This window comes from Stenotrophomonas sp. 610A2 (genome assembly GCF_030549615.1).
Lineage (GTDB): Bacteria > Pseudomonadota > Gammaproteobacteria > Xanthomonadales > Xanthomonadaceae > Stenotrophomonas > Stenotrophomonas pigmentata.
In genome coordinates this window covers 3,374,675-3,398,669 of sequence record NZ_CP130832.1, presented here as the reverse complement: position 1 = coordinate 3,398,669, position 23,995 = coordinate 3,374,675, and the positions used below count along the sequence as shown (strand labels likewise).

The 23,995-nt window shown below is 64.7% G+C and carries 21 protein-coding genes and 1 tRNA gene; 19 read left to right on the top strand and 3 right to left on the bottom strand.

Features of this window, described 5'->3' with window-relative positions:
* Nucleotides 1-188 precede the first annotated feature (188 nt).
* From Q5Z11_RS15225 to Q5Z11_RS15145, 17 genes are all read left to right on the top strand, one after another.
* Nucleotides 189-3,188, top strand: a complete 3,000-nt coding sequence (locus tag Q5Z11_RS15225) for a TonB-dependent receptor (RefSeq protein WP_303747174.1) — start codon at nucleotides 189-191, stop codon at nucleotides 3,186-3,188.
* Nucleotides 3,189-3,242: 54 nt separating this feature from the next.
* Complete coding sequence (locus Q5Z11_RS15220; RefSeq protein ID WP_303747173.1) at nucleotides 3,243-3,893, top strand: esterase/lipase family protein; 651 nt, start codon at nucleotides 3,243-3,245, stop codon at nucleotides 3,891-3,893.
* A 64-nt stretch (nucleotides 3,894-3,957) separates the two neighbouring features.
* Entirely contained in the window at nucleotides 3,958-4,689 is a 732-nt protein-coding gene (locus tag Q5Z11_RS15215) for a YebC/PmpR family DNA-binding transcriptional regulator (RefSeq protein WP_303747172.1), read from the top strand.
* Between the two features lie 73 nt (nucleotides 4,690-4,762).
* The gene (gene ruvC, locus Q5Z11_RS15210; protein WP_303747171.1) at nucleotides 4,763-5,284 is read left to right on the top strand and encodes a crossover junction endodeoxyribonuclease RuvC; all 522 of its coding nucleotides are present in this window, start codon (nucleotides 4,763-4,765) and stop codon (nucleotides 5,282-5,284) included.
* Between the two features lie 10 nt (nucleotides 5,285-5,294).
* Nucleotides 5,295-5,882 (top strand): Holliday junction branch migration protein RuvA, encoded by a 588-nt coding sequence (gene ruvA / locus Q5Z11_RS15205; protein WP_303747170.1) that lies wholly within the window; start codon nucleotides 5,295-5,297, stop codon nucleotides 5,880-5,882.
* 35 nt (nucleotides 5,883-5,917) lie between these two features.
* Complete coding sequence (locus tag Q5Z11_RS15200) at nucleotides 5,918-7,843, top strand: potassium transporter Kup (RefSeq protein WP_303747169.1); 1,926 nt, start codon at nucleotides 5,918-5,920, stop codon at nucleotides 7,841-7,843.
* 33 nt (nucleotides 7,844-7,876) lie between these two features.
* On the top strand, nucleotides 7,877-8,923 hold the full coding sequence (gene ruvB, locus Q5Z11_RS15195) for a Holliday junction branch migration DNA helicase RuvB (RefSeq protein WP_303747168.1): 1,047 nt from the start codon (nucleotides 7,877-7,879) through the stop codon (nucleotides 8,921-8,923).
* On the top strand, nucleotides 8,913-9,338 hold the full coding sequence (gene ybgC / locus Q5Z11_RS15190; RefSeq protein ID WP_303747167.1) for a tol-pal system-associated acyl-CoA thioesterase: 426 nt from the start codon (nucleotides 8,913-8,915) through the stop codon (nucleotides 9,336-9,338). The genes ruvB and ybgC overlap by 11 nt, the downstream gene beginning before the upstream one ends.
* Nucleotides 9,339-9,358: 20 nt before the next feature.
* Nucleotides 9,359-10,141, top strand: coding sequence for a protein TolQ (gene tolQ / locus Q5Z11_RS15185; RefSeq protein WP_303747166.1), 783 nt, complete (start codon nucleotides 9,359-9,361; stop codon nucleotides 10,139-10,141).
* Nucleotides 10,142-10,179: 38 nt separating this feature from the next.
* A complete protein-coding gene (gene tolR, locus Q5Z11_RS15180; RefSeq protein WP_303747165.1) occupies nucleotides 10,180-10,608 on the top strand; it encodes a protein TolR in 429 nt (142 codons plus the stop codon).
* A complete protein-coding gene (tolA, locus tag Q5Z11_RS15175; RefSeq protein ID WP_303747164.1) occupies nucleotides 10,598-11,665 on the top strand; it encodes a cell envelope integrity protein TolA in 1,068 nt (355 codons plus the stop codon). The genes tolR and tolA overlap by 11 nt, the downstream gene beginning before the upstream one ends.
* A 157-nt stretch (nucleotides 11,666-11,822) precedes the next feature.
* The gene (tolB, locus tag Q5Z11_RS15170) at nucleotides 11,823-13,142 is read left to right on the top strand and encodes a Tol-Pal system beta propeller repeat protein TolB (protein WP_303747163.1); all 1,320 of its coding nucleotides are present in this window, start codon (nucleotides 11,823-11,825) and stop codon (nucleotides 13,140-13,142) included.
* A 61-nt stretch (nucleotides 13,143-13,203) separates the two neighbouring features.
* On the top strand, nucleotides 13,204-13,722 hold the full coding sequence (pal, locus tag Q5Z11_RS15165; protein ID WP_293707791.1) for a peptidoglycan-associated lipoprotein Pal: 519 nt from the start codon (nucleotides 13,204-13,206) through the stop codon (nucleotides 13,720-13,722).
* Between the two features lie 3 nt (nucleotides 13,723-13,725).
* A complete protein-coding gene (ybgF, locus tag Q5Z11_RS15160) occupies nucleotides 13,726-14,535 on the top strand; it encodes a tol-pal system protein YbgF (protein ID WP_303747162.1) in 810 nt (269 codons plus the stop codon).
* Between the two features lie 33 nt (nucleotides 14,536-14,568).
* The gene (gene queE, locus Q5Z11_RS15155; RefSeq protein ID WP_303750063.1) at nucleotides 14,569-15,258 is read left to right on the top strand and encodes a 7-carboxy-7-deazaguanine synthase QueE; all 690 of its coding nucleotides are present in this window, start codon (nucleotides 14,569-14,571) and stop codon (nucleotides 15,256-15,258) included.
* A gap of 78 nt (nucleotides 15,259-15,336) precedes the next feature.
* Nucleotides 15,337-16,008 (top strand): 7-cyano-7-deazaguanine synthase QueC, encoded by a 672-nt coding sequence (gene queC, locus Q5Z11_RS15150; RefSeq protein ID WP_303747161.1) that lies wholly within the window; start codon nucleotides 15,337-15,339, stop codon nucleotides 16,006-16,008.
* Between the two features lie 60 nt (nucleotides 16,009-16,068).
* A tRNA-Lys gene (locus tag Q5Z11_RS15145) sits at nucleotides 16,069-16,144 on the top strand.
* A gap of 230 nt (nucleotides 16,145-16,374) precedes the next feature.
* Here Q5Z11_RS15145 and Q5Z11_RS15140 read toward each other — a convergent pair.
* On the bottom strand, nucleotides 16,375-17,406 hold the full coding sequence (locus Q5Z11_RS15140; protein ID WP_303747160.1) for a DUF5694 domain-containing protein: 1,032 nt from the start codon (nucleotides 17,404-17,406) through the stop codon (nucleotides 16,375-16,377).
* Between the two features lie 364 nt (nucleotides 17,407-17,770).
* Between Q5Z11_RS15140 and Q5Z11_RS15135 the strand changes: the two genes are divergently transcribed.
* Entirely contained in the window at nucleotides 17,771-18,394 is a 624-nt protein-coding gene (locus Q5Z11_RS15135; RefSeq protein ID WP_303747159.1) for an ECF-type sigma factor, read from the top strand.
* Nucleotides 18,395-18,417: 23 nt separating this feature from the next.
* Nucleotides 18,418-21,171, top strand: coding sequence for a serine/threonine-protein kinase (locus Q5Z11_RS15130; RefSeq protein ID WP_303747158.1), 2,754 nt, complete (start codon nucleotides 18,418-18,420; stop codon nucleotides 21,169-21,171).
* A 22-nt stretch (nucleotides 21,172-21,193) separates the two neighbouring features.
* Here Q5Z11_RS15130 and recQ read toward each other — a convergent pair whose 3' ends face one another.
* Together recQ and Q5Z11_RS15120 are read right to left on the bottom strand one after the other, a co-directional pair.
* Nucleotides 21,194-22,996, bottom strand: a complete 1,803-nt coding sequence (gene recQ / locus Q5Z11_RS15125; RefSeq protein WP_303747157.1) for a DNA helicase RecQ — start codon at nucleotides 22,994-22,996, stop codon at nucleotides 21,194-21,196.
* Nucleotides 22,997-23,325: 329 nt separating this feature from the next.
* Nucleotides 23,326-23,922: a Dps family protein gene (locus Q5Z11_RS15120; protein WP_405051612.1), complete on the bottom strand. Its 597-nt coding sequence runs from the start codon at nucleotides 23,920-23,922 to the stop codon at nucleotides 23,326-23,328.
* Nucleotides 23,923-23,995: the final 73 nt, after the last annotated feature.

Below are 23,995 nucleotides of genomic sequence, written 5' to 3'. Positions count from 1 at the left end.
TGAGGCGACACGCGCAGCTTGAGGCAGTGCCAGTGATTCTGCCAGATGAGGGATTTTGCCGGCGCTGCGTCTGTACAGGGGTTTGAGGGCGTGGTGCCAGCCGTAATGTCACTGGAGAAGGGATGATCGCCAGCACAGGCAGGAGGACACAGCGAAGCAGGCATGGCGGGACGTTCCGGTCGTGGCTGTTGCTGTTGCTTGTGCTGCTGGCTGTTCCCGGATGGGCACAGGACAGTGCCGCGACACGCAGCTATGAGCAGCCAAGGCAGCCGTTGCAACAGGCGCTGGCCGCGCTGGCTACGGGCTCCGGCCTGCAGATTCTGATGGCACCGCAGATGCTGCATGGCAAGACTGCACCGGCCCTGAGCGGGCGCTACAGCGTCGCCCAAGCCCTGCAGCAGCTGTTGGCAGGCAGCGGTCTGAGCTATCGGCTCACCGGCAGCGGCGTCATCACCATTGTCGAAGCAACGCCGTCACCGCCTGCCGTAGTGCCGGCCCCCGCACGAGCGCGAGTCATGCCTGTGGTGGAAAGCTCGTTGCCATCACTGCAGGTCACCGGCTCGCGCATACGCCGCAGTGAGTTCGAAGGTGCAGCGCCGGTCACCGTCATCACTGCCGAACAGATGCAGCGCGATGGATACATGACTCTGTCCGAAGCCCTGGCCACCAATGGCATGAATGATTACGGGGCCGAGTCGCAAGCGGCGCTCGGGCGCTTTTCCGCCAACGCGCAGCCCCTCAATCTGCGTGGGCTGGGCCCTGGCCGGGTGCTGATCCTGGTCGATGGCCGGCGCGTGCCGGACTATCCGTTTCCGTCCAATGGGCGCAGTAATTTCCAGAGCATTGGCAGCATTCCCTTGGGCAGTGTGGACCGGGTTGAGTTGATGACGGGTGGTGCGTCGGCAATCTATGGGGCCGATGCAATCGGCGGGGTGATCAACATCCTGTTGAAGCGGCCACGCAGCGGTTCGCAGGTAAAGTTGCGGACGGGTACAAGTACGCAAGGCGGTGCTGATCGGGTAGACCTGCAATGGTTGGGTGGATACGGCACCGATACCTTGGGGCTGAGTTACGGCCTGCAGTATTCGCACCGGGAACTGCTGCAGGGTTCGCAGCGAGACCTGCAACGCCCGCGCGTGGGCACGGCGCCGGCACAACCGGAGCTGGGGTTGGGCCTGCTGCGCCGTGATGCGAAAAGCGGTGCACTGCTGCCGCTGCCGGCGGATGTATGCCAGCGCTGGAGCGGGGAGTTCGTTGATTGGGACTACAGCAGCGCATCGTCGGTTGCCGGCATGCAGGGCGCGGGCTGTGGTACATGGCGCAACGCCGGCTATCCCTCTTTGGCGGATGGCGTGCAGGAGCTGGCTGGACAATTGCAGGCCGAGTGGAGTCTGTCGTCGGGTACGCAGGCATGGGCGGCGCTGCAGGCATGGCGGGCACGCAGCGAATTGGCACCTGGGCTGGAAACGATCACCGGACCGCACTCACGCACGACAGGCAGGGTGAATGAGATCTACGATCCGCAATTGGGCTACATCGCGCCGCGGCGGCTGCTGACGCCGCAGGAAGTCGGTGGCCTCAGCGCTGCCAATGATCATTACCGCGAGCGGATGTGGGATCTGGCGTTGGGCCTGCGCGGGCAGTATGGCGAGCGTTTGGATTGGAGCCTGACCGCTGGCCGCTCGGATTACCTGGTGCAGCGCGACCAGCGGCGTCTGCTGGGTGACCAGGTCAACGCGTTTTTCTTCGGCGTGCCGCTGGGGATGACCGATGAAGGCATCACCATCCAGCCATTGGACCTGCAGCACTGGTACCGGCCGATCACGCCGCAGGAATATGCGGCCATGTCGGGCATCGTGCATTACGACGCGCAGACTCGGGTGGACAGTGCCACCTACGTGGTTTCCGGCAGTTTTTTTGATCTGCCTGCGGGCCCGCTCGGCATGGCCACGGTGCTGGAGGCCAGTCGCCAGCGTTACCAGCTGCAGAACACCCCATCGCTGTTGCCACTGCGGATGGAGGCATACAACATGACCGGCAGTGTCGGTGGTGGCCGGCGTGACCGTTACGCAGCAGGTGCCGAGTTGAGCATTCCGCTGTCATCCACGCTCAAGCTCAGCCTGGCTGGCCGGTTTGATGACTACGACGATGTAACCGAGCTCGATGTTGCCCGCACCTGGAATGCGGGCCTGGAATGGCGGCCGACTTCGCGGCTGCTGCTGCGTGCCAGCCATGCCACCAGCTTCAAGGCGCCGGACATGCATTGGGTTTTCACCGATGGTGGTGGCAGCTTCGGTTCGGCGGTGGATGTCACCCGTTGCATGGATGCACGCGCCAATCCGATCTGTGACGGCTATGTCACCGAGTTCCTTACCTGGACATACAGGAATCCCGAGCTGGACGCGGAGACCGGCAGCTCCACCACGGCGGGGCTGGTGTGGGACGCGGGTGAAGCGCTGTCGATGAGCGTGGATTACTGGGACATACGCAATAAAGGCGGCATCGGGCGCATTTCGCCGGCGCAGTTGTTGCGCGATGAGGCCGAGTGTCTCACCGGCCGGCGCCTGGATGGCAGTCTCGCGGAAGTGGACCTGCAGGGGTGGCAGTGCCGCATTGCGCGATCAAGGGTGCGGCGTAGCGACGCGACCGGTAGTGGCCGGATCCTGATGGTCGAGTCGATGGCGGCCAACCAGTCCGAGCAACGCATCCGTGGTGTCGACGCGGTGCTCGACTGGCGTGGCACTAGCCGGTTCGGGGGCTTCAACCTGCACACGGCCTGGTCGCATACGTTCTGGGGCGAGCGTCGGGTCCGTGCGCCGGGCACCTTGCATGACCAATGGCGAGACGCGCAGTGGGCATCGGGCGAGAACCTCGCTTTCCGCAGCAACCTCCGCACCAGTCTCGGTTGGCAGGGAAGCGAAGGATGGTCGGCGAACCTGGCCGGCACCCGCTATGGCCGCCTGGCGCGGGTTGATGGTCAAGGTTGGATCGACCCGTTGTGGCTGTGGAATGCCAATCTGGGCAAGCGCGTGAGCGAGCGCGCAACGGTGACACTGTTCATCAGCAATCTGTTCGATTCCGCGCCGCCGCGTGACAGCAGCAATGTCGAATTCCCGTACTACTACGACGAGGTCTACAGCGCGATGGGGCGGCAGTTGGCCGTGCAGCTGGATTACAACTTCGACTAAAGGCGTTGTCGCCAGCCGTTGTGGCGGGCAAGGCGGATGGCGGAAACTGCGCGCATGGCATTGCAGAACTCCCCGCGCCCCCGTGTCTTGATCCTGCACGGCATCTGGAACACCCGCTCCTGGCTGCTGCCGCTGGCGTGGCGCCTGCGCACGCAGGGCTTCGTGGTGGATACGTTTGGTTACGCCAGCGTGTTCGGTGGTCCGGAGCAGGCGGTGCCACAGCTGGTGCGGCGTCTGCGCGCGCACGGCCCGGTATCCCTGGTCGGGCACAGCCTGGGCGGTCTGGTCGCTTTGGAGGCATTGCGGCGGGCGCCGGAGCTGGAAGTGCCGCGCGTGGTCTGCCTCGGTTCACCGCTGCGCGGCAGTGGCACCGCCCGCTCATTGGCCGAACATGGCTGGTTGGCGGCCTTGGGGCGCAGCGGCGACCTGCTGCTGCATGGTTTGCCCGATTGGCAGGGGCAGGCCGAGGTTGGCCTGATCGCAGGTTCGGTGGCGCATGGGCTGGGCGCGATGATGGGAGCGCTGGATGGCGAATCCGATGGCACCGTGGGCCTGGCCGAAACGCGCCTGCCGGGCTTGGCTGACCATTGCGTGGTGCCGGTCAGCCATAGCGGGCTGGTGTTGTCGCCCGAGGTGGCCACGCTGACTGCAGGCTTCCTGCGCCGGGGTCGGTTTGCGCCGGCAGCTGCCGTCAGCGGCCAATGACGGGGCCGGGGCAGGGGATCAGGTAGAATTACCGTCCTGTTCCTGACAGATGTACGGTATTCCCATGGGTCGAGGTCCTTCCATCGAAGGTCGCAAAAACGCGAATGACGCGAAGCGCGGCAAGATTTTCACCAAAATCATCCGGGAGATCAGCGTTGCTGCCCGCGGTGGTGGAGGCGACCCAAACAACAACCCGCGTCTGCGCGTGGCGATGGACAAGGGCCTGGCTGCGAACATGACCAAGGATGTCATCGAGCGCGCGATCAAGAAGGCCACCGGTGAGCTGGAAGGCGTGGAGTACGAGGAAGTGCGCTACGAGGGCTACGCCCCGGGCGGCATCGCCGTGATCGTCGACTGCCTGACCGACAACCGCGTGCGTACCGTGGCCGACGTACGCCATGCCTTCAGCAAGTGCGGCGGCAACATGGGCACCGAAGGCTCGGTGTCGTTCATGTTCAAGCGGCTGGGTGTGCTGAGTTATGCCCCCGGTGCAGATGAGGAAGCCATCACCGAGGCGGCGATCGAGGCAGGTGCCGACGATATCGCGGTCTATCCAGAAGACGGTTCGATCGACGTCATCACCGCACCGGAAGCCTTCCAGGCGGTGAAGGACGCGATGGCCGCCGCCAAGTTGGTGCCGGACCACAGCGAGATCACTTTCCGGGCCGACAACGACGTCGCCGTCGATGCCGACACCGCCGTGCAGGTGAAGAAGCTGCTGGACATGCTCGAAGACCTGGACGATGTGCAGGACGTGTATTCCAACGTCGACCAGGCAGGCCTGGAGCGGGTCTGACGATCCGCCCGGTCCCACCGGGTGAGACGGCGTCCGGCCATGCTGGGCGCCGTTTTTTACTGATAGAGGCAGCATGACCCGCATCCTTGGCATTGATCCCGGCTCGCAACGCACCGGCGTCGGCATCATCGACATCGACGCCAATGGCCGTGCCCGCCACGTCCACCATGCGCCTTTGGTGCTGCTGGGGGCGGCGGATTTCCCGCAGCGTCTGCGGCTGCTGGCGCACGGGCTGCACGCCTTGATCGAGGAGTTCCAGCCGCAGGAAGTGGCGATCGAGAAGGTGTTCATGGCCAAGAATGCCGATTCGGCGCTGAAGCTGGGTCAGGCGCGTGGCGCGGCAGTGTGTGCGGTGGTGATGCGCGACCTGCAGGTCAGCGAATACGCCGCCACCGAGATCAAGCTGGCCGTGGTCGGCCGCGGCGGCGCGGAAAAGCAGCAGGTGCAGCATATGGTGGGTTTGATGCTGAACCTGCAGGGCAAATTACAGGCAGATGCCGCCGACGCACTGGCGGTGGCCATTACGCATGCGCATGTCCGCGCCACGGCCAACCGGCTGGGAGTGGATGTGCGCCAGGCTTGGAGTCGGAAATGAGGTATTTCGCATGATCGGTCGCCTGCGCGGCATCCTCGCCTACAAGGCCCCGCCGTGGCTGGTGATTGACGTCAATGGCGTCGGTTATGAGCTGGAGGCGCCGATGAGCACCTTCTACGACCTGCCCGATGTCGGTCGCGAGGTGATCCTGTTCACCCATTACGCGCAGAAGGAAGACAGCGTCTCGCTTTATGGCTTCCTGCGCGAGGGCGAACGGCGGCTGTTCCGCGACGTGCAGAAGGTCTCGGGCATCGGCGCCAAGATCGCGCTGGCGGTGTTGTCCGGGGCCAGCGTCGACGAGTTCGCGCGGCTGATCCAGACCGGCGATGTCACCGCGCTGACCCGGATCCCGGGTATAGGCAAGAAGACTGCAGAGCGCATGGTGGTCGAGCTGCGTGACCGTGCGGCCAATTTCACCGGTGGCGGCGCCCCGATTGCTGGCCAGTTGGGCGCCGATGCGGTGTCCGAGGCGACAGTGGCGTTGCAGCAACTGGGCTATAAACCGGCGGAGGCCGCCAAGATGGCGCGCGATGCCGGTGCCGAGGGCGATGATGTCGCCACGGTCATCCGTAAAGCGCTGCAGGCAGCGCTGCGTTAACCCCTTCGGCAGCATGACGCCAACCCGAGATCGCCATGTCCCACGCTTCCTCCACGTCTGAATCTTCAACTCAAGGCCATGGCCACGGTCACGGCGGTGCCGCCGGCGGCATGGCGCTGGTCGTCGGTGCCATCGGCGTGGTGTTCGGCGATATCGGCACCAGCCCGCTGTACACCCTGAAGGAGGCGTTCTCGCCGCACTACGGCCTCAACAGCGACCACGACACCGTACTCGGCGTGCTGTCGCTGGCGTTCTGGGCCTTGAACATGGTGGTCACGCTCAAGTACGTGACCATCATCATGCGCGCCGACAATGACGGCGAGGGCGGCATCATGGCCTTGATGGCGTTGGCCCAGCGCACCCTGCGCAACGGCTCGCGATCAGCCTATGTGGTCGGCATTCTCGGCATTTTCGGTGCTTCGCTGTTCTTCGGTGACGGCGTGATCACGCCCGCAATTTCGGTGCTGGGCGCAGTCGAAGGCCTGGAGGTCGCGGCGCCGGGCCTGAGCCATTTCGTCGTGCCTATCACCCTGGTGGTGCTGGCTGCGGTGTTCGCCGCGCAGCGCTTTGGTACCGAGAAGGTAGGCAAGGTGTTTGGCCCGGTGATGACAATCTGGTTCCTGTCGCTGGCCGCGATCGGCATCTGGAACGTGATTGCCGCACCGGAGGTGCTCAAGGCCTTCAACCCGCTGTGGGCGGCACGCTTCTTCATGGAGCATGGCTGGCACGGTGTCTTCATCCTCGGCGCGGTGGTGCTGGCGGTAACCGGTGGCGAGGCGCTGTATGCGGACATGGGCCACTTTGGTGCGCCGCCGATCCGCCATGCCTGGTATTTCTTCGTGCTGCCGTGCCTGGTGCTCAACTACCTGGGGCAGGGCGCGCTGGTGTTGCAGCGTCCGGATGCGGTGGCCAATCCGTTCTTCGAGGCGGTGCCGGGCTGGGCGTTGATCCCGATGATCCTGCTGGCGACGGCGGCGGCGGTCATTGCCAGCCAGTCGGTGATCACCGGTGCGTTCTCGGTGTCGCGCCAGGCCATGCAGCTGGGTTACATCCCGCGCATGCGCATCCTGCATACCTCGCACGACACCATCGGCCAGATCTACATCCCGGGTATCAACTGGGGCTTGGCAGTGATGGTATTCGGGCTGGTGCTGGCCTTCCGCAGCTCCAGCAACCTGGCCGTGGCCTATGGCATCTCGGTCTCGGGCACGATGCTGATCGATACCTTGTTGCTGGCACTGGTGGCGCGGGTGCTGTGGCCGCGTGCGCGCCACGCCATCATCGCCTTGTGCGTGGTGTTCCTCTTCATCGACCTGGGCTTCGTGATCGCCAATGGCGCCAAGCTGCTGCAGGGCGCCTGGTTCCCGCTGGTGCTGGGCCTGGTGCTGTTCACGATGATGCGCACCTGGCGGCGTGGCCGCGAGCTGCTGCGGGATGAGATCCGCAAGGACGGTATCCGCCTGGACACCTTCCTGCCGGGCCTGATGCTGGCACCGCCGGTGCGGGTGCCGGGTACGGCGGTGTTCCTGACTGCCGACCCGACCGTGGTTCCGCATGCGTTGATGCACAACCTCAAGCACAACAAGGTGCTGCACGAGCGCAATGTGTTCCTGCACGTGGAAACCCTGCCGATGCCGTACGCGGCCGACGGCCAGCGCCTGCGCATCGATTCGGTGGGCGATGAGTTCTACCGCGTCTATGTCCGCTATGGCTTCATGGAAACCCCGGACATCCCGCTGGCGCTGATGCGCTCCTGCGACCACGGCGGCATCTATTTCGACCCGATGGATACCACCTTCTTCGCCAGCCGCGAGACCATCGTGGCCAGCGCCAACCGTGGCATGCCGATCTGGCGCGACAAGCTGTTCGCCTTCATGCACCGCAACGCGGCACCGGCTACCGGCTTCTTCCGCATTCCGGGCAACCGGCTGGTGGAGCTGGGCGCGCAGGTGGAAATCTGATCGGATGCGACGCGCTTGGCGCATAATTGAGAAATGACTGACGACCGCATCATCGGCGCCGGCGCGACCCGCGAGGACGACGCCGCCGACGCCAGCATCCGCCCGCGCACCCTGGCCGATTACCTCGGCCAGGCACCGGTGCGTGAGCAGATGGATATCTATATCCAGGCCGCCAAGGCACGCCGCGAGGCGCTGGATCATGTGCTGATCTTCGGCCCGCCCGGGCTGGGCAAGACCACGTTGAGCCACGTCATCGCCAACGAGCTGGGCGTGGCGCTGCGTGTCACCTCCGGCCCGGTGATCGAAAAAGCCGGTGATCTGGCCGCGCTGCTGACCAATCTGCAGCCGCATGACGTCTTGTTCATCGACGAAATCCACCGCCTCTCGCCGGTGGTCGAGGAAGTGCTGTACCCGGCGATGGAAGACTTCCAGATCGACATCATGATCGGCGACGGCCCGGCCGCGCGCTCGATCAAGCTCGATCTGCCGCCGTTCACCCTGATTGGCGCCACCACCCGTGCCGGCCTGCTGACCGCGCCGCTGCGCGACCGCTTCGGCATCGTGCAGCGGCTGGAGTTCTATTCGGCCGATGAACTGACCCGCATCGTGCGGCGTTCCGCGGCCATCCTTGGCATCGATTGCAGTGCCGAAGGCGCCGGCGAGATCGCCCGCCGCTCGCGCGGCACCCCGCGTATCGCCAACCGGCTGCTGCGGCGCGTGCGCGATTACGCGCAGGTCAAGGCCGGTGGGCATATCGACCAGACGGTGGCGCAGGCGGCGATGCAGATGCTCAAGGTCGATCCGGAAGGCTTCGATGAGCTCGATCGGCGCATGCTGCGAACCCTGGTGGAATATTTCGATGGCGGCCCGGTCGGGGTCGAATCGATGGCGGCGGCCCTTTCCGAGGAGCGCGGCACCCTGGAAGACGTGGTTGAGCCCTTCCTGATCCAGCAGGGCTTCCTGGTGCGCACCGCCCGCGGGCGCATGGCCACCAGCAAGGCTTACCGCCATCTGGGCCTCAAACCCAAGGCTGCACCGGCTCCGGTGGACCTGTTCGCGGAGCAGCGCGATGACGAATGAGTCTCGGTTCAGTTGGCCGACACGCATTTACTGGGAAGATACCGACGCTGGCGGCGTGGTGTACCACGCCCGCTACGTGGCCTTCATGGAGAGGGCAAGGACCGAATGGATGCGCGCCCTCGGCTATGGTCAGGAAGCCATGCGTTGCGGTGACGGCCAGGTATTCGTGGTCCGTGCCATGAACCTGAATTTCCTGAAGCCGGCCAAGCTGGACGATGCGCTGACCACCACGGTGGAACTGCTGCAGTGCCGGCGGGCCAGCCTGCTGATGGCGCAGGCGGTGATGCGCGAGGACCAGGTGCTGGCGACGGCACAGGTCCGCCTTGCCGCCGTCGGTGCCCGCGACTTCCGTCCGCAGGCGCTGGATGACACGCTTTACGCAGTACTGAAACCCCTTCAAACACAACCCGCTTAAGCAACACTGAGGAAGATCGGATGATCGCTTTGCTTCTGGCCCTGCAGGCCACCGTGACCGAGGTCCTGCCGGCCGACGTCAGCGCCGCCGCCGCGCAGACCGTGGCGCAGGCCAGCCATGGCGGCGGCATCAACTATTTGGACCTGATGATCAAGGCCAGTATCCCGGTCAAGCTGATCGTGCTGCTGTTGCTGGCAGGTTCGTTCATCAGCTGGGTGATCATTTTCCGCAAGGCCCGTGTGTTCAAGGCCGCCGACAACGAGGCCAGCGAGTTCGAGAACCGCTTCTGGTCCGGTGCTGACCTTGGCAAGCTGTATTCCTCGGCCACCGACCGCAACCGCCAGGTTGATGGCCTGGAAGCCATTTTCGAAGCCGGTTTCCGCGAGTATTCGCGCCTGCAGGGCCGGCGCGCCTTTGATGGCCGCACCCAGCTGGAAGGCGCACAGCGCGCCATGCGTACCACCTACGCCCGCGAAGTGGATGGGCTGGAACGCAACCTGGAACTGCTGGCCAATATCGGTTCCACCGCGCCCTACGTGGGTCTGGTCGGCACCGTGTTCGGCATCATGGTGACCATGCACGACATGATCAGCAGCGGTGAGCAGGCCGGTATCGCCTCGGTTGCACCGGGTATCTCCGAAGCCCTGTTCGCCACCGCGATCGGCCTGTTCGTGGCCATTCCGGCGGTGTGGGCCTATAACCGCTTCACCACCCGCGTCGAGCGGCTGTCGGTGCGCTATGAGACCTTCGCCGAGGAGTTCAGCTCCATCCTGCAGCGCCAGCAGAGCGGCAGCGAAGAGTAAGTGCGCCAGCGCCTTCCTCTGACCGCAGGAGCCCATCTATGACCGCCGCCATTCCCCGCCGCAAGCGCCGCAAGCTCAAGTCCGAGATCAACGTCGTGCCGTATATCGACGTCATGCTCGTGCTGCTGATCATCTTCATGGTGACCGCGCCGCTGCTGACCCTCAGTTTCGAGGTCGACCTGCCCAGTTCCACCGCCAAGGCGTTGGAGAGCAAGCAGGACCCGATCGTGGTCTCGGTCCGTGCCGACGGCCAGATGAGCCTGAAACTGCCCGAAGCCAAGGACCCGCAAGCCATGGACGCTGCCGCGCTGCAGGCGCAGTTGAGCGCCTTGGCCTCGCAGGACAAGGAACTTCGCGTGATCGTGGCTGCCGACAAGAGCGTGGCCTATGAAAAGGTCATGGACGCCATGGACGTGATCAAGGCCGCGAAGATCGAAAAGGTGGGTCTGGCGACCGATGCACGCTGACGCACTGCCACCGCCGCACGACAACCGCAACGAGTGGGGCCTGCCGGTCGTATTGGCCCTGCTGGTACATCTGTTGGTGGCGGCTATCTTCATCATTGCCTGGGTATGGTCGCCTTCGCGCAGCACCGAGGCTGCCGCTGGTGATCCGGCGCTTGAGGCCAACATGCAGCTGTCCGCCGCCGAAGCCTCGGCCGCGCGGCAGGCCCTGCGTGCCTCGGAAAAATTGCCGGATCTGCCCGAGCCGGTGGAAGAAGCCCAGCCCGAGCCGGTGCCGGAAGACACCGTGCCGCCGCCGCAGCCCATCCCCGAGCCCAGGCCGCAGGACGCCCCGACCCCGCAGCAGCACAACGCCCAGGAGCGCATTGCCCAGCCGGACAATGTGGACCAGGAGCGGGTGAGTGCGCTGGCCATCTCGCAGGAAAAGGCCAGGCAGGAGCAGGAAGCCAAGCGTCGCCAGGAGCAGATCGACCTGACCGAGCGCAAGCGCGTGGAAGAGGCCGAGCAGAAACTGCGCCTGGCCAAGCAGCAGGAAGAGGCCGACCGCAAGAAGCTCGCCGACCAGCAGCGCCAGGCCAGTGAGGCCCAGGCCGAGCAGGAGCGCCAGCAGAAGATCGCCGAGATCCGCCGCAAGCGCGAGCAGGCCGAGCGCGAAGCCAAATTGGCCGAGCAGCGTCTGCGCCAGGTGGCCGACGCGCGCGCCCGTGCGCAGGCAACGGCGACCAGCAGCGGTAGCAGCGGTCCGAGCACGCCGTCGCCGGGGCAGGGCGGCACCAGCAACGACCTCACCGCCAAATATGCTGCTGCGATCCAGCAGGCGGTGGTTGCGCAGTGGACCCGGCCTGACAATGTCCCCAACGGCACCCGTTGCAGGATCCTGATCAAGCAGTTGCCAGGTGGCGGTGTGGCCAGCGCCGAGGTGCAGCCGGGTTGCGCGATGGACGCGGCAGCGCAGGATTCAATCGAGCGTGCCGTGCTGAGGGCACAGCCGCTGCCGTTCCGGGGTTACGAAACGGTGTTCCGGCGCGAACTGTTGTTTACATTCACCGCTCAGGATTGAGTGCTGGCCGCTTCAGGCATGCAACTGGTTTCATTGGAAATTTAATATCGGGGGCGGTAACCAGTGGATTTCACATGACTTTCGTTCACGATTGCGAAAATGTTCATCTGTCTGCTGCTATCCCTCTTTCATCTTCACTCGTACTGCTGAGCGCCTCATGAAGAATCTGTCACGCTGGCTGGTCGCCCTTACTGTTCTGTTGTTGCCGTTCGCGGCTGCGGCACAGCAGGGCGCTTTGGAAATTGAAATCACTGGTGGCAACGCCTCGGCAACCCCGATCGCGGTAGTGCCGATGGCCTACCAGGGCTCGGCCGGTGCCCCACAGACCGACGTGGCCGCCGTGGTGCGTGCCGACCTGGACCGTTCCGGCCAGTTCCGCAACCTGCCCGAAGCGCAGATCGTTGAGCGCCCGAGCCGCGGCAGCGAAGTGCAATACCCGACCTGGCGCGCGCTGAAGCAGGATTTCCTGGTTGTCGGCCGGGTACAGGACGCCGGTGCCGGCGCCTACCGCGTGGAATACGAACTGTTCGACGTGGCCAAGGGCGAGCGTATGCTCGGCTTGGCGATGACCGCCCGTTCCAGCGCCATGCGTGACGTCGCCCACCAGATGGCCGATGCCATCTACGAGAAGATCACCGGTGTGCGCGGTGCCTTCTGGACCCGCATCGCCTACATCACTGCCAGCGGCAGCGGCGCCAACATGCGCTACGCGCTGATGGTGGCCGATTCCGATGGCTACAGCCCGCAGACCATCGTGCGCTCGGCCGAGCCACTGCTGTCGCCGAGCTGGAGCCCGGACGGCCGCAAGCTCGCCTACGTCAGCTTCGAGCGCGGCAACTCCTCCATCTATGTGCAGGACATCGCCACCGGTGGCCGTGAGCTGCTGACCAGCTTCCGCGGCATCAACAGTGCGCCGTCGTTCTCGCCGGACGGCCGCCGCCTGGCGCTGGCCCTGTCGCGCAGTGGCAACCCGGAAATCTACGTGATGGACCTGGGCAGCAAGCAGCTGACCCAGCTGACCAACCACTTCGGCATCGACACCGAGCCGACCTGGTCCGCCGATGGCAGCTCGGTGTACTTCACCTCCGATCGCGGCGGCCGCCCGCAGATCTACCAGGTGGCGTCCACCGGTGGCAGCGCCAGCCGGGTGACCTTCCAGGGCAACTACAATGCCAAGGCCAGCGTATCCTTCGACGGCAAGAAGATCGCCGTTGCGCAGGGTGCCGGCAGCAGCTACAAGATCGCGATGATGGACAGCAGCCTGGGTTCCCCGCGCTGGAGCACGCTGTCGCCGGGCTCGCTGGACGAATCGCCGAGTTTTGCGCCCAATGCGAGCATGGTGCTGTACGCCGCTCGTGAAGGTGGGCGTGGGGTGTTGTATGAAGTGTCGGCCGATGGACGGGTGCGTCAGCGCCTGGTGCTGGCTGATGGCGATGTGCGCGAACCGGCATGGGGTCCGTACCGCACCGCGCGTTGATAAAATGTTAATCTTTCCCCGCATTAATCCCAACATTGGCCAGGAGCCACTAGGTATAGCCATGAACAAGTCAACTCGTGTTTTGCTCGTTTCGCTGCTGTCGGTCGCCGCGCTTGCTGGCTGCTCGAAGAAGGTGAAGGAACAGCCGGCGCAGCCGCCGGTTGATACCGGTTCGACCACCCAGCCGACCGGCCCGTCCACCTCCGGCCTGTACGGCCCGGGCGACCTGGACACCGACGCCTGCCTGCGTCAGCGCGTTGTTTACTTCGACCTGGACCAGGACACCGTGAAGCCGGAGTTCCAGGCCATCATGGCTTGCCACGCCAAGTACCTGCGTGACCGTCCGTCCTCGCGTATCACCCTGCAGGGCAACACCGACGAACGCGGCAGCCGCGCTTACAACCAGGCCCTGGGCGAGCGTCGTGGCAACGGCGTGAACTCGGCCCTGCAGGCCAACGGTGGTTCGGCTTCGCAGCTGACCGTCGTGTCCTACGGCGAAGAGCGTCCGGTCTGCACCGATTCGAACGAGTCCTGCTGGTCGCAGAACCGTCGCGTCGAAATCGTCTACACCGCGCAGTAATCGATGCGCATCAGCCTCAAACTGATGCTGGTGGTCGCGGCAGCCCTGGTGGCTGCCGCGCCCGCGTATGCACAGCGTGCAAGTTTGGCTGACCGGGTTGGCGTGCTGGAAACGCAGGTCAACAACAGTCAGGCCAATACCGACATGCTCAATCAGCTGCAGCAGCTGCGCACGGAAGTGCAGGCGTTGCAGAGCACGATCGAGCAGCTTCAGCACGAGAAAGAACAGCTGAAGCAGCAGAGTCGCGATCAGTATCTGGACCTGGACGGTCGCCTCAATCGCCTTGAAGGCGGTGCAGGTGCACCGGTTGCTCCGGCCACTGGCGCGGCGACGCCCGCCGCTGCGGCCACAAAGCCGACAGCGGCTGCTGCCGAACGTCCGCCGACGGTACGTGGCGATGCCGGAACTCTGGCCTCGGCCGGAGACGAGCGCGCGGCCTACAATGTGGCGTTCGACGCGTTGAAGGCTGGCAACTATGCCGACTCGGCGCAGTTGTTCCAGAGCTTCCTCGAGCTGTACCCGAATGCGGCTTACACCCCTAATGCCTTGTATTGGCTGGGTGAGAGCTTTTACGCGACCCGTAATTTCAAGATGGCTGAGGCACAGTTCAGCGATCTGGTTGCCCGCTATCCCACCCACGACAAGGCTGCCGGCGGTTTGCTGAAGCTTGGCCTGTCGCAGTTCGGTGAAGGCAACAGCGCCCAGGCGCAGAAAACCCTGGAAGAGGTTGTTTCCCGTTTTCCCGGCAGTGATGCGGCCCGTACCGCCCAGGACCGACTGCAGTCGATCCGGCTCGGCCAGCAACTGCGTTGATGTGGTGCCGCACCGATGGTGCGGCCATTGAATATGAACTCTCCGAGCGCCGCTGTTCCCAGCGAGATCGTGCAGTCGCCGTTGCCGCGACTGAAGATCACTGAAATCTTCCTGTCCCTGCAGGGCGAAGCCGATACCGCCGGCTGGCCGACCGTGTTCGTGCGCCTGACCGGCTGCCCGCTGCGTTGCCAGTACTGCGATACCGCGTATGCCTTCCACGGCGGTGACTGGTGGGATATCGACGATATCGTTGCCGAAGTGCTGAAGCAGGGCGTGCGCCATGTCTGCGTCACCGGTGGTGAGCCGCTGGCGCAGAAGCGTTGCCTGATCCTGCTGAAGAAGCTGTGCGACGCGGGCCTGGATGTCTCGCTGGAGACCTCGGGCGCGCTGGATATCGCCGAGGTCGACCCGCGCGTATCACGGGTGGTCGACCTGAAGACCCCGGATTCGGCGGAAATGGCGCGCAACCGGCTGGAGAACATCCCGCTGCTGAGCGCGCGCGACCAGCTCAAGTTCGTTATCTGCAGCCGCGGCGACTACGAGTGGGCCAAGTCCATGCTCAGCGAGCACCGCCTGCCGGAGCGCTGCATGGTGTTGTTCTCGCCCAGCAAATCACAGGTGACGCCACGCCAACTGGCAGACTGGATCGTCGCCGATCGTCTGCCGGTGCGCTTCCAGATGCAGCTGCACAAATTGCTGTGGGACGACGCACCGGGTTATTGAGCCCGCGTCGCCCGCTTCAATCGTTTACCCCGGCGCGGGACAGCGTGCTGGCTTTCCTCTCCCAACCGGATCATCACCATGAAAAAGAAAGCAGTCGTGCTTCTTTCCGGCGGCATGGACTCAGCCGCCGTCGTCGCCATCGCCCAGGAACAGGGTTTCGAAGTGCATGCCATGAGCGTGCGCTATGGCCAGCGCCACACCTCCGAACTGGAAGCGGCCGCACGCGTGGCCGCCGCCCTGGGCGTGGCCGGGCACAAAGTGGTCGCGGTCGACCTGCGCAGCATCGGCGGCTCCGCGCTGACCGACGATATCAATGTGCCCGAAGCAGGTGAGGGTGACGGCATTCCGGTCACTTACGTGCCGGCGCGCAACACCATCATGCTGTCACTGGCGCTGGGCTGGGCCGAGGTGCTGGGTGCCAACGACATCTTCTGCGGCGTCAACGCGGTCGATTATTCAGGCTACCCGGACTGCCGCCCGGAATTCATTGCCGCCTTCGAGGCCTTGGCCAATCTCGCCACCAAGGCCGGCGTGGAAGGTGCTGGCATCCGAGTGCACGCGCCGCTGCAGTACCTGAGCAAGGCACAGATCGCACTGGAAGGGCAGCGCCTGGGCGTGGACTTCGGCTTGACCGTGTCCTGCTACCAGGCCGACATGGACGGCAAGGCCTGTGGCCATTGCGATGCCTGCCAGCTGCGCGCCGATGGCTTCAGCGCAGCAGGCTTGCCGGATCCAACCCATTACGCGTGATGTTGTTTTTGCGTTTATTGCGTTAGAATACGCGCCCCGGCCACGGCCGGGTCTTTGTTTGGGCCGTTAGCTCAGTCGGTAGAGCAGAAGACTTTTAATCTTTTGGTCGATGGTTCGAATCCATCACGGCCCACCAGCATTGCAAAGGCTTCGGAGTGATCCGAAGCCTTTTTTGTTGCCCCGAAGAAAGCGACCGCTCCGCGAGGGCCCGAATTGGCGGCTCAAACCTGGGCCGCGTAAGCGAAGCGCATTCGGGAGACTGGAATCCAGCGGTATTGAAGCTTGTTCTCGGGAAGCCCCGGGTGCGCTGCGCTTGCCCGGGCTACCGATGGCGCAGGCCGCGGCTTTCGCCGCGGCCCTGACGTGTTACTTCAGCAGGGTCTGCTGGACGTCGACGATGCGTACATCGTGCATCTGCTTGAGATAGGCATCCAGGTAGGCCTTGTGCGAGGCGCCGACCAGCACCAGCGTGCGCATGCCTGGCCTTGCCCCCATCAGGTCACGGATGTTGGCCGCCATGCGCAGGTTGCGGGTTTCCCAGGACGTGACATACATGCGCCCGTAGCCTTCTGGCGAGGGCTCTTCCAGCGCGGCGCCGTAATCACTTGCGAAGGCGGCTGGGGCGACGTCCGCGCCGTTGTCACGCCGGTAGGTCGCCAGCACGTTCTCTGGCGTGTCGAACTGTGCGCCCAGGTCGCTGTACTGCGCGCTGCGTTGCTTGGATGCCGGGTTGTCCCATGCCTTGCGGACTGCTGCCACATAGGCCTTGGGGTTGGGGCCGTACTGATCCGCGCTGTGGTCGTCGGTTGGCCAGAGCCGCTGATGTCCCAGCCGCACCGCCAGTTTCGCGGCGATCAGCGTGTTTTCATTGCGACTGCTGCGCAGTACTTCCAGTGCGTCCACCAGTTCCTGGTTCAAGCCGCCCTCTGCATGCCGCTCCGGCGCAGGCAGGTACAGCCATTGGACCAGTGCCGAATCACGCTCACCCGCAGCGAGGAACTTGGCGGCGAGTTCGCGGCGCTGGGCCGCGCTTGGCTGTGCTGGCCAGTTTGCCAACAGCGCTTCCGCTGCCGCGTACGCGGCGGGCACGTCCAGCCCGGTTGCCTTCGCTGCGGCCGACAGGTCGGGGCAGTAATCGTTCACCGTCAATCTGTAACGGCCAGGGTAGCGTCGCAGCATGTCGCATTGCTGTCCTGATACCGACTCGACGGCGATCGCCTGCGGGTGCCACGACGCCAGCCGGTCGATCAAGGCATCGAGCGACGCGGGGTCAAAGCTTGCCGGCAGACTGGCCATGTGCATGGTGCCGAGCACCGCGACTTCGTTCTGCGTCCCCTGTTGTGGCCCCTTGTGTGCACCGGGATCGAATACCTGTGCCTGTGCCGTGGCTGCCAGCATCCCCGCTGACAACACTGTGCCGATCAAAACGCTCCTTCTCCACATGCCCTGCATTACTCCCTGCTGCATAGAATCCGCCGATCAAGCGCTTTTCGGGCGCGAAGTGGCGCAGATTCCGATGCCGTGGAAATGTTGTCAACGGCCATCAGTACTGTGTCTACGGGCTGTCGTGACTGGGTCGAGGCGGCGCGGACGCAGCGGGTTTGGGGGCTTGCGCCAGCAGGCTTCGGTGTGATCCACGCAGCGCATGCGTTGTGACCGTTATCGCTGTTTGCAGGCGGCTTTTGAATGGCATTCGCGACGGCAAGAGTCGAGTCGCAGCTCCACCCCGAACGAACAGTTGCAGTCATCGTGGTTGGATCTGATGGGAACTGGTCCTAATATGGCCAGCGCACCGTTGGTTGCCGTTGCTGGCATCCAGTCATTGGGGACAGGGTTGAGCAAGCAGATCACGCAATTACTGCACCGCTGGCAACAAGGCGACATGGATGCACGCGAGCATCTGTTCGAGGCCCTGTATTCGGACCTGATGCTGATTGCCCGCAATCGCCTGTCACAGCAGACCAATGGCACCTTGCAGCCGGCGGCGCTGGTCAACGAGTCGCTAATGCGCCTGCTGGGCGCGGAAGCCGATTACAAGGATCGCGCCCACTTCGTTGCCATTGCCGCGCTGAAGATGCGCTCGGTGCTGGTGGATCATCTGCGCGCACGCGCCGCGGACAAGCGCGGCGGCAATGCCGAGCAGCTGACCCTTTCACACGCCGACCAGGTGCCGGATGAAGCCGGCATCGGCTATGACGTACTGGCGCTGCACCAGGCCCTGAATCAACTGGCCGAGCTGGAGCCGCGCGCGGCGAGCACCATCGAGCTGACCTACTTCGGCGGCATGAGCCGCGATGAGATCGCCTTGGTGCTGGATGTATCCGCACCCACGGTCGACCGTGACCTGCGTTTCGCGCGGGCCTGGTTGAACCGGCAATTGCGCTGAGCACTGATGGCCAGGGGGCACTAGTGGGCGGTGAACGTTGGCGGCAGGTGCGTGCGCTGTTCGATGCGCTAAGCGAGTTGCCGCGCGAGCAATGGCCGCAGGCCGTAGCCGAAGGCAGTGCCGATCCTGCCGTGCGCGAGGAAGTGCTGCAGCTGCTGCGTTCGCAGACGGTAGGCCTGAGCCGGGTCAGCAATCGCCTGGACACGGCGCTGGCACGGGCGTTGGCACCGGAGTTCGGCGTGGGCGAACGGCTCGGCCCGTGGCGGCTGACCGAGCGCATCGCGCAGGGCGGCATGGGCACAGTTTTCAAGGCCGAACGCGCCGACGGCCTCTATCAACGCACCGTCGCCATCAAGCTGCTGCACGGCATGCCGGGTGCCACCGAAGTCGAACTGCTTGGCAGTGAGCGGCAGGTACTCGCCGATCTGCAGTTGGCCAATGTGGCGCGCCTCTATGACGGCGGTACCACGCCCGATGGCCATCCTTACCTGGTGATGGAATACATCGATGGGGTGCCGCTTGATGACTGGTGTAGCGAGCAGGCGTTGGGGTTGCCGGAGCGGCTGAGCCTATTCCTGGAGATCTGCACCATCGTGCAGTCCGCGCACGAGCAGTTGGTGCTGCACTGTGACCTGAAACCTCGCAACGTGCTGGTGCAGGCCAATGGCCAGCCGGTACTGCTGGATTTTGGTCTGGCGCAGCTGCTCAACGAAGCACGCGACAAACGCGATTCCGGCTATTGCACGCCCGCCTATGCCAGCCCGGAACTGATTGCCGGGCACAACGTTGGCGCAGCCAGCGATGTCTACAGTCTTGGTGTGATGCTGGTGGAGATGCTGTCCACACGCGCCTGCACGCGCGAAGCCGAGAACGCTGGCGACGCCGTGCCGACAGCAAGTGCGAGTGCGCCGGCCGATCTGCCTTGGCGGCGGCGACTGCGCGGCGACCTGGATGCCATTGCTGCGCGTGCCTGCGCCAGTGACACCAGCCAGCGCTATCGCTCGGTGGAAGCCCTGATGGCCGACCTGCGGCGCTATCAGGAACTGCAGCCGGTGGTTGCCCGCAACGGTGGTCGCCTGTACCAGCTGGGCAAGGCGCTGCGCCGCAATTGGCAGGGTGCTGCGATCGCAGCCGGTGTCAGCGCTTTGCTCGCGGTGTTCGTGGTGGGCTTGTGGCAGACCCGGCGGCAGGCGCAGGAAGAGGCGGTCGTCGCTCAGCAGGTCAGTAATTTCATGGTTGGCATGTTCGAGACCGCCGATCCGTTCCTGCGTACCGAGCGTGGCGCCGAGCAACTGACGTCGCGGCAGCTGCTCGACAAGGCATCGCTGCAGGTCGCGCGCGACCTTGCCGATGCCCCGGCGCAGCTGGCGCGGATGCGTGCGGTACTGGGCGTTGCCTACCAGAACGCTGGTGCCTCGCATCAGGCCGACACCTTGCTGCAGCAGGCCTATGGCGGTTTCATGGACCCGCGCGTGGCGCGCCCCTTGGATGCGGCCAATGTGCTGGCGGATCTATCCGTGCAGAAAACCATGGATGGCGACGGTGAACTGGGCGCGCAGCTGGCGGCGCAGGGCCTGGATCTGATCGGGCGCAAGGGCCCGCCAGTGATACAGGCGCGTCTCTACAACGCCAAGGGCCTGGCGCTGGTGAACCAGCAGCATTTCGATCTTGGCGAGGCCGCGTATAACAGCGCGGTGGCCCTTTATCAGGATGCGACCGATACGGACGTTGCGACCGAAGTAAGTGAGCTGTCCTACAACAAGGGCTTGATGTACCTGCGCTGGGGCCGCCAGCAATCAGCGGAGCGCGAGTTCCGGCAGATGCTTGCAAGCCTGCACGGCCGGCGTACCTCGCTGGCATTGGCAGCGGAAATGCGGCTGGCACAGATTTTCCGCGAGCAGGGCCGCTATGCACAGGCATTGCCGTTGCTGCAGTCGGGCATGCAGCACGCGCTGGAGCTGTATGGTGCCGAGAGCAGTTTCGTGCGCCAGCAATATGATGGCCTGGCCGATCTGTACCGGGACTCCGGTAATTATGTGGCGGCGGAGCCGTACTACGAAAAGCGCAATGCATTGAGCGCGCGGCTGGATGGTGCGGATTCGGTCGAGTATTCGATGGGCCTGTTCAACTATGCATCCTTGAAGGAACTGCGCGGCGAGTTCAGCGCCGCCGAAGATCTGTATCGGCAGGCCTTGCAGATCCGCACGCAGAAGCTGGGTGCTGACTCGCCCACCAGCCTGCGGGCGGAGAGTGGGCTGGGCGTGCTGCTGATGCGGCAGGGGCGGATGGGGGAGGCCGGTGCCATGCTGCTGCATGCTGACAAGGGACTGACGCAGAGCCTGCCGGAGGATGCGCCGGGCCGCGTGGAAGCGCATTTGAACCGGATCGACTGGCATGTGCGCAACGGCGAACTGGCGCAGGCGCGGCGGCTGCTGGAAGCGATGCGTTCGCCGGTATCGGCGGACCTGCAGTTGAGGCTGCTGAGCATTCGTGCGGATCTGGCCGGACGCATGGGTGAGGGCGCGCACGCGCTGGCGCTGCGCAGGAGTGCATTGGAATTTGCCGTGGCCAAGCAGGGCAAGGAAAGCGCTGCGGTAGCTGCAGCAGGTCTGGCGTTGGCGGAATCACTGTTGCAGCTGGGGCATGCGCAGCTGGCCAGGCAGGAGCTGCAGCGCGTGCAGGTGCTGATGGAGCGCCTGCAGGTGGCTGGCTCGGTCGACCGCCGCAAGGTGGAGGGACTATTGCTGCTTGCCGAGCAGAACCTGCAGGGGCATTAGTGGCTTGAGGGCCGGGTGCGGCTCAACCCTGTTCGCGCACGATCTCGACCAGACGCTGACCGTAACGGGCCAGCTTGCTGCCGCCAATACCGCCAACCTTGCCCAGCGCGTCGACGCTGGTCGGGCGCTGTTCGGCGATGTTGCGCAGGGTGCTGTCGTGGAAGATCACGAAAGCCGGCACGTTCTGCTCGCGAGCCAGTTCAGCACGCAACCCCCGCAAGGCCTGGAACAGTGACAGATCGGCGGCCTGCACCGGCAGCCCGGTGCGAAGGCCGCTGCGCTCGCGTTCGCGGGTTGGTGCAGCGTCGCGGCGCATCATCATCTGCCGGCGGCCGGTGAGCACATCGCGGCTGGCATCGGTCAGGCGCAGGCCGCCGTGGCTCTCCGGATCCACTTCAAGCAGGCTGGCGGCGACCAGTTGCCGGAACACGCCGCGCCAGGCGCGCGCATCCAGGTCATTGCCGATGGCGTAGGTGCTGAGCTTGTCGTGGCCGAGCTGGCGTATGCGATCGTTTTCGCTGCCGCGCAGGATGTCGATCAGATGGCCGACGCCAAACCGCTGGCCACTGCGGTAGACGCAGCTCAGGGCCTTCTGTGCCGGAATGGTCGCATCCCAGGCGGCGGGCGGGGTGAGGCAGTTATCGCAGTTGCCGCAGGGCTTGGGATAGGTTTCGCCAAAGCCGGCCAACAGCACCTGGCGACGGCATTGCATGGATTCGCAGTAGCCGAGCAGGTGGTCGAGCTTGGCGCGCTCCAGCTGCTTGCGCTCCTCGCCGGCTTCGGACTGCTCGATCATCTGCTTGAGCAGCACCACGTCGCCCAGGCCGTAGCACAGCCAGGCCTCGGCGGCCTCGCCGTCGCGGCCGGCGCGACCGGTTTCCTGATAATAGCCTTCCATCGACTTGGGCAGGTCGGTATGGGCGACGAAGCGCACGTCCGGCTTGTCGATGCCCATGCCGAAGGCAATCGTCGCGCACATCACGATGCCGTCCTCACGCAGGAAACGGCGCTGGTTGGCGGCGCGCACTTCGGCGGGCATGCCGGCGTGGTAGGGCAGGGCCTGCATGCCTTCGTCGCACAGGAACTGCGCGGTCTCCTCGACCTTGCGCCGTGACATGCAATAGACGATGCCGGCCTCGTCGCGGTGGTTGCGCAGGAAGGCCAGCAGCTGGCGCTTGGCATTGTCCTTCTGCACGACGGTGTAGCGGATGTTGGGGCGGTCGAAGGAACTGACGAAATGCTGGGCGGTGGACAGGTCCAGGCGCTCGGCGATCTCGCGCTGGGTCGGCGGATCGGCGGTGGCGGTCAAGGCAATCCGCGGCACCTGCGGCCAGCGCTCATGCAGAACCGTCAGTTGCCGGTACTCGGGGCGGAAATCATGGCCCCATTGCGATACGCAGTGGGCTTCATCGATGGCGAACAGCGAGATATGCGCGCGGCTCAGCAGCGACAGGAAGCGCCCGGTCAGCAGGCGTTCCGGTGCGACGTAGAGCAGTTTCAGTTCGCCGGCCAACAGCTCGCGTTCGACTCGCGCTGCGGTTTCGGCATCCAGGGTGGAATTGAGGAACTCGGCGCGGACACCGACCTGATGCAGCGCCTCCACCTGGTCCTGCATCAAGGCGATCAGTGGCGAGATGACGATGCCGCAGCCGTCGCGCAGCAGGGCCGGGATCTGGTAGCACAGTGATTTGCCGCCGCCGGTCGGCATCAACACCAGGGCATCGTTGCCGCTGGCAACGTGCTCGACGATGGCCTGCTGGTCGCCGCGGAAACTGTCGTAACCGAAAACGCTGGAGAGCAGTTGTTGCGCGGGACTCTGGGGCATTGCGCTAGTTTACCCGCAGGCGGCCCGCTTCGAATGCTCGATGAAGCGTCGGCGACGAAGCCGCGCCTGTTTCAGGTTTACAGCGAAGCCCTGTAGTGCCGAGCCATGCTCGGCAGGGGCCTTCCCGGCCAAGCACCTGTAGTGCCGAGCCATGCTCGGCAGAGGCCTCACCGGGAAAGCCCATGCCGAGCATGGCTCGGCACTACAGGGCAGTGCCGCGATCCATCTCGGGCGCGCCGAAGGCCGGGGATCTGGCCGGCAGATGAAGCAGGGGCCAGGCTTCCGTTCACGCAAGCGTGGAAGAACCGGAGGTGCGAAGCCCTACGGCTTTACTGCAGCAAAGAGCGCAGCATCCAGGCGTACTTCTCATGGATCTGCAGGCGCTGGGTCAGCAGGTCCTCGCTGGGGGCGTCGTCGGCGTCATCGGCCTGGTCCAGCACCTTGCGCGCGGTCCGGCACACCGCTTCGTTGCCGACCACCAACTGGCGTACCATCTCGCGCCAGTCGGCGCTGTCATTCAGGCCCGGCTCCTCGGGAATCGAGGTCAATGCGGCAAACTCGCGGTACGAGCCCGGCGCATTGAAGCCCAGGGCGCGGATGCGTTCGGCGATCTCGTCCAGGGCGTTCCACTGCTCGGTGTACTGGTCCATGAACATGTTGTGCAGCGAGTTGAACATCGACCCGGTGACGTTCCAGTGGAAGTTGTGGGTCTTCAGGTACAGCGTGTAGGAGTCGGCGAGGAAGTGCGACAGACCGTCCGCCACCTTCTTGCGATCCGAGTCCTTGATCCCGATATCAACACCTGGGGCTGAGGGCGCGGCGGCTGCCAGCTTCTTCTTGCCGATCTCCGTCTTGGTGACGGCTGCTGCGGTAGCCAGCTTCTTCTTTCCGGCTTCTGGTTTGCTGCTGTTCTTGGCCTTGGCCATGACGCGTTTCTCCTTGGCGGGTTGAATGGCTTCACAATAGCGCTATGCGCACCATACCTGTATTTCAAGTTTT

Excerpts from the sequence above, each read along its gene's own strand:
- Q5Z11_RS15220 (WP_303747173.1), top strand. The coding sequence starts at position 3,243 with ATGGCATTGCAGAACTCCCCGCGCCCCCGTGTCTTGATCCTGCACGGC.
- Q5Z11_RS15215 (WP_303747172.1), top strand. The coding sequence starts at position 3,958 with ATGGGTCGAGGTCCTTCCATCGAAGGTCGCAAAAACGCGAATGACGCG.
- ruvC (WP_303747171.1), top strand. The coding sequence starts at position 4,763 with ATGACCCGCATCCTTGGCATTGATCCCGGCTCGCAACGCACCGGCGTC.
- ruvA (WP_303747170.1), top strand. The coding sequence starts at position 5,295 with ATGATCGGTCGCCTGCGCGGCATCCTCGCCTACAAGGCCCCGCCGTGG.
- Q5Z11_RS15200 (WP_303747169.1), top strand. The coding sequence starts at position 5,918 with ATGTCCCACGCTTCCTCCACGTCTGAATCTTCAACTCAAGGCCATGGC.
- ruvB (WP_303747168.1), top strand. The coding sequence starts at position 7,877 with ATGACTGACGACCGCATCATCGGCGCCGGCGCGACCCGCGAGGACGAC.
- ybgC (WP_303747167.1), top strand. The coding sequence starts at position 8,913 with ATGACGAATGAGTCTCGGTTCAGTTGGCCGACACGCATTTACTGGGAA.
- tolQ (WP_303747166.1), top strand. The coding sequence starts at position 9,359 with ATGATCGCTTTGCTTCTGGCCCTGCAGGCCACCGTGACCGAGGTCCTG.
- tolR (WP_303747165.1), top strand. The coding sequence starts at position 10,180 with ATGACCGCCGCCATTCCCCGCCGCAAGCGCCGCAAGCTCAAGTCCGAG.
- tolA (WP_303747164.1), top strand. The coding sequence starts at position 10,598 with ATGCACGCTGACGCACTGCCACCGCCGCACGACAACCGCAACGAGTGG.
- tolB (WP_303747163.1), top strand. The coding sequence starts at position 11,823 with ATGAAGAATCTGTCACGCTGGCTGGTCGCCCTTACTGTTCTGTTGTTG.
- pal (WP_293707791.1), top strand. The coding sequence starts at position 13,204 with ATGAACAAGTCAACTCGTGTTTTGCTCGTTTCGCTGCTGTCGGTCGCC.
- ybgF (WP_303747162.1), top strand. The coding sequence starts at position 13,726 with ATGCGCATCAGCCTCAAACTGATGCTGGTGGTCGCGGCAGCCCTGGTG.
- queE (WP_303750063.1), top strand. The coding sequence starts at position 14,569 with ATGAACTCTCCGAGCGCCGCTGTTCCCAGCGAGATCGTGCAGTCGCCG.
- queC (WP_303747161.1), top strand. The coding sequence starts at position 15,337 with ATGAAAAAGAAAGCAGTCGTGCTTCTTTCCGGCGGCATGGACTCAGCC.
- Q5Z11_RS15140 (WP_303747160.1), bottom strand. The coding sequence starts at position 17,406 with ATGCTGGCAGCCACGGCACAGGCACAGGTATTCGATCCCGGTGCACAC.
- Q5Z11_RS15135 (WP_303747159.1), top strand. The coding sequence starts at position 17,771 with ATGGGAACTGGTCCTAATATGGCCAGCGCACCGTTGGTTGCCGTTGCT.
- recQ (WP_303747157.1), bottom strand. The coding sequence starts at position 22,996 with ATGCCCCAGAGTCCCGCGCAACAACTGCTCTCCAGCGTTTTCGGTTAC.
- Q5Z11_RS15120 (WP_405051612.1), bottom strand. The coding sequence starts at position 23,922 with ATGGCCAAGGCCAAGAACAGCAGCAAACCAGAAGCCGGAAAGAAGAAG.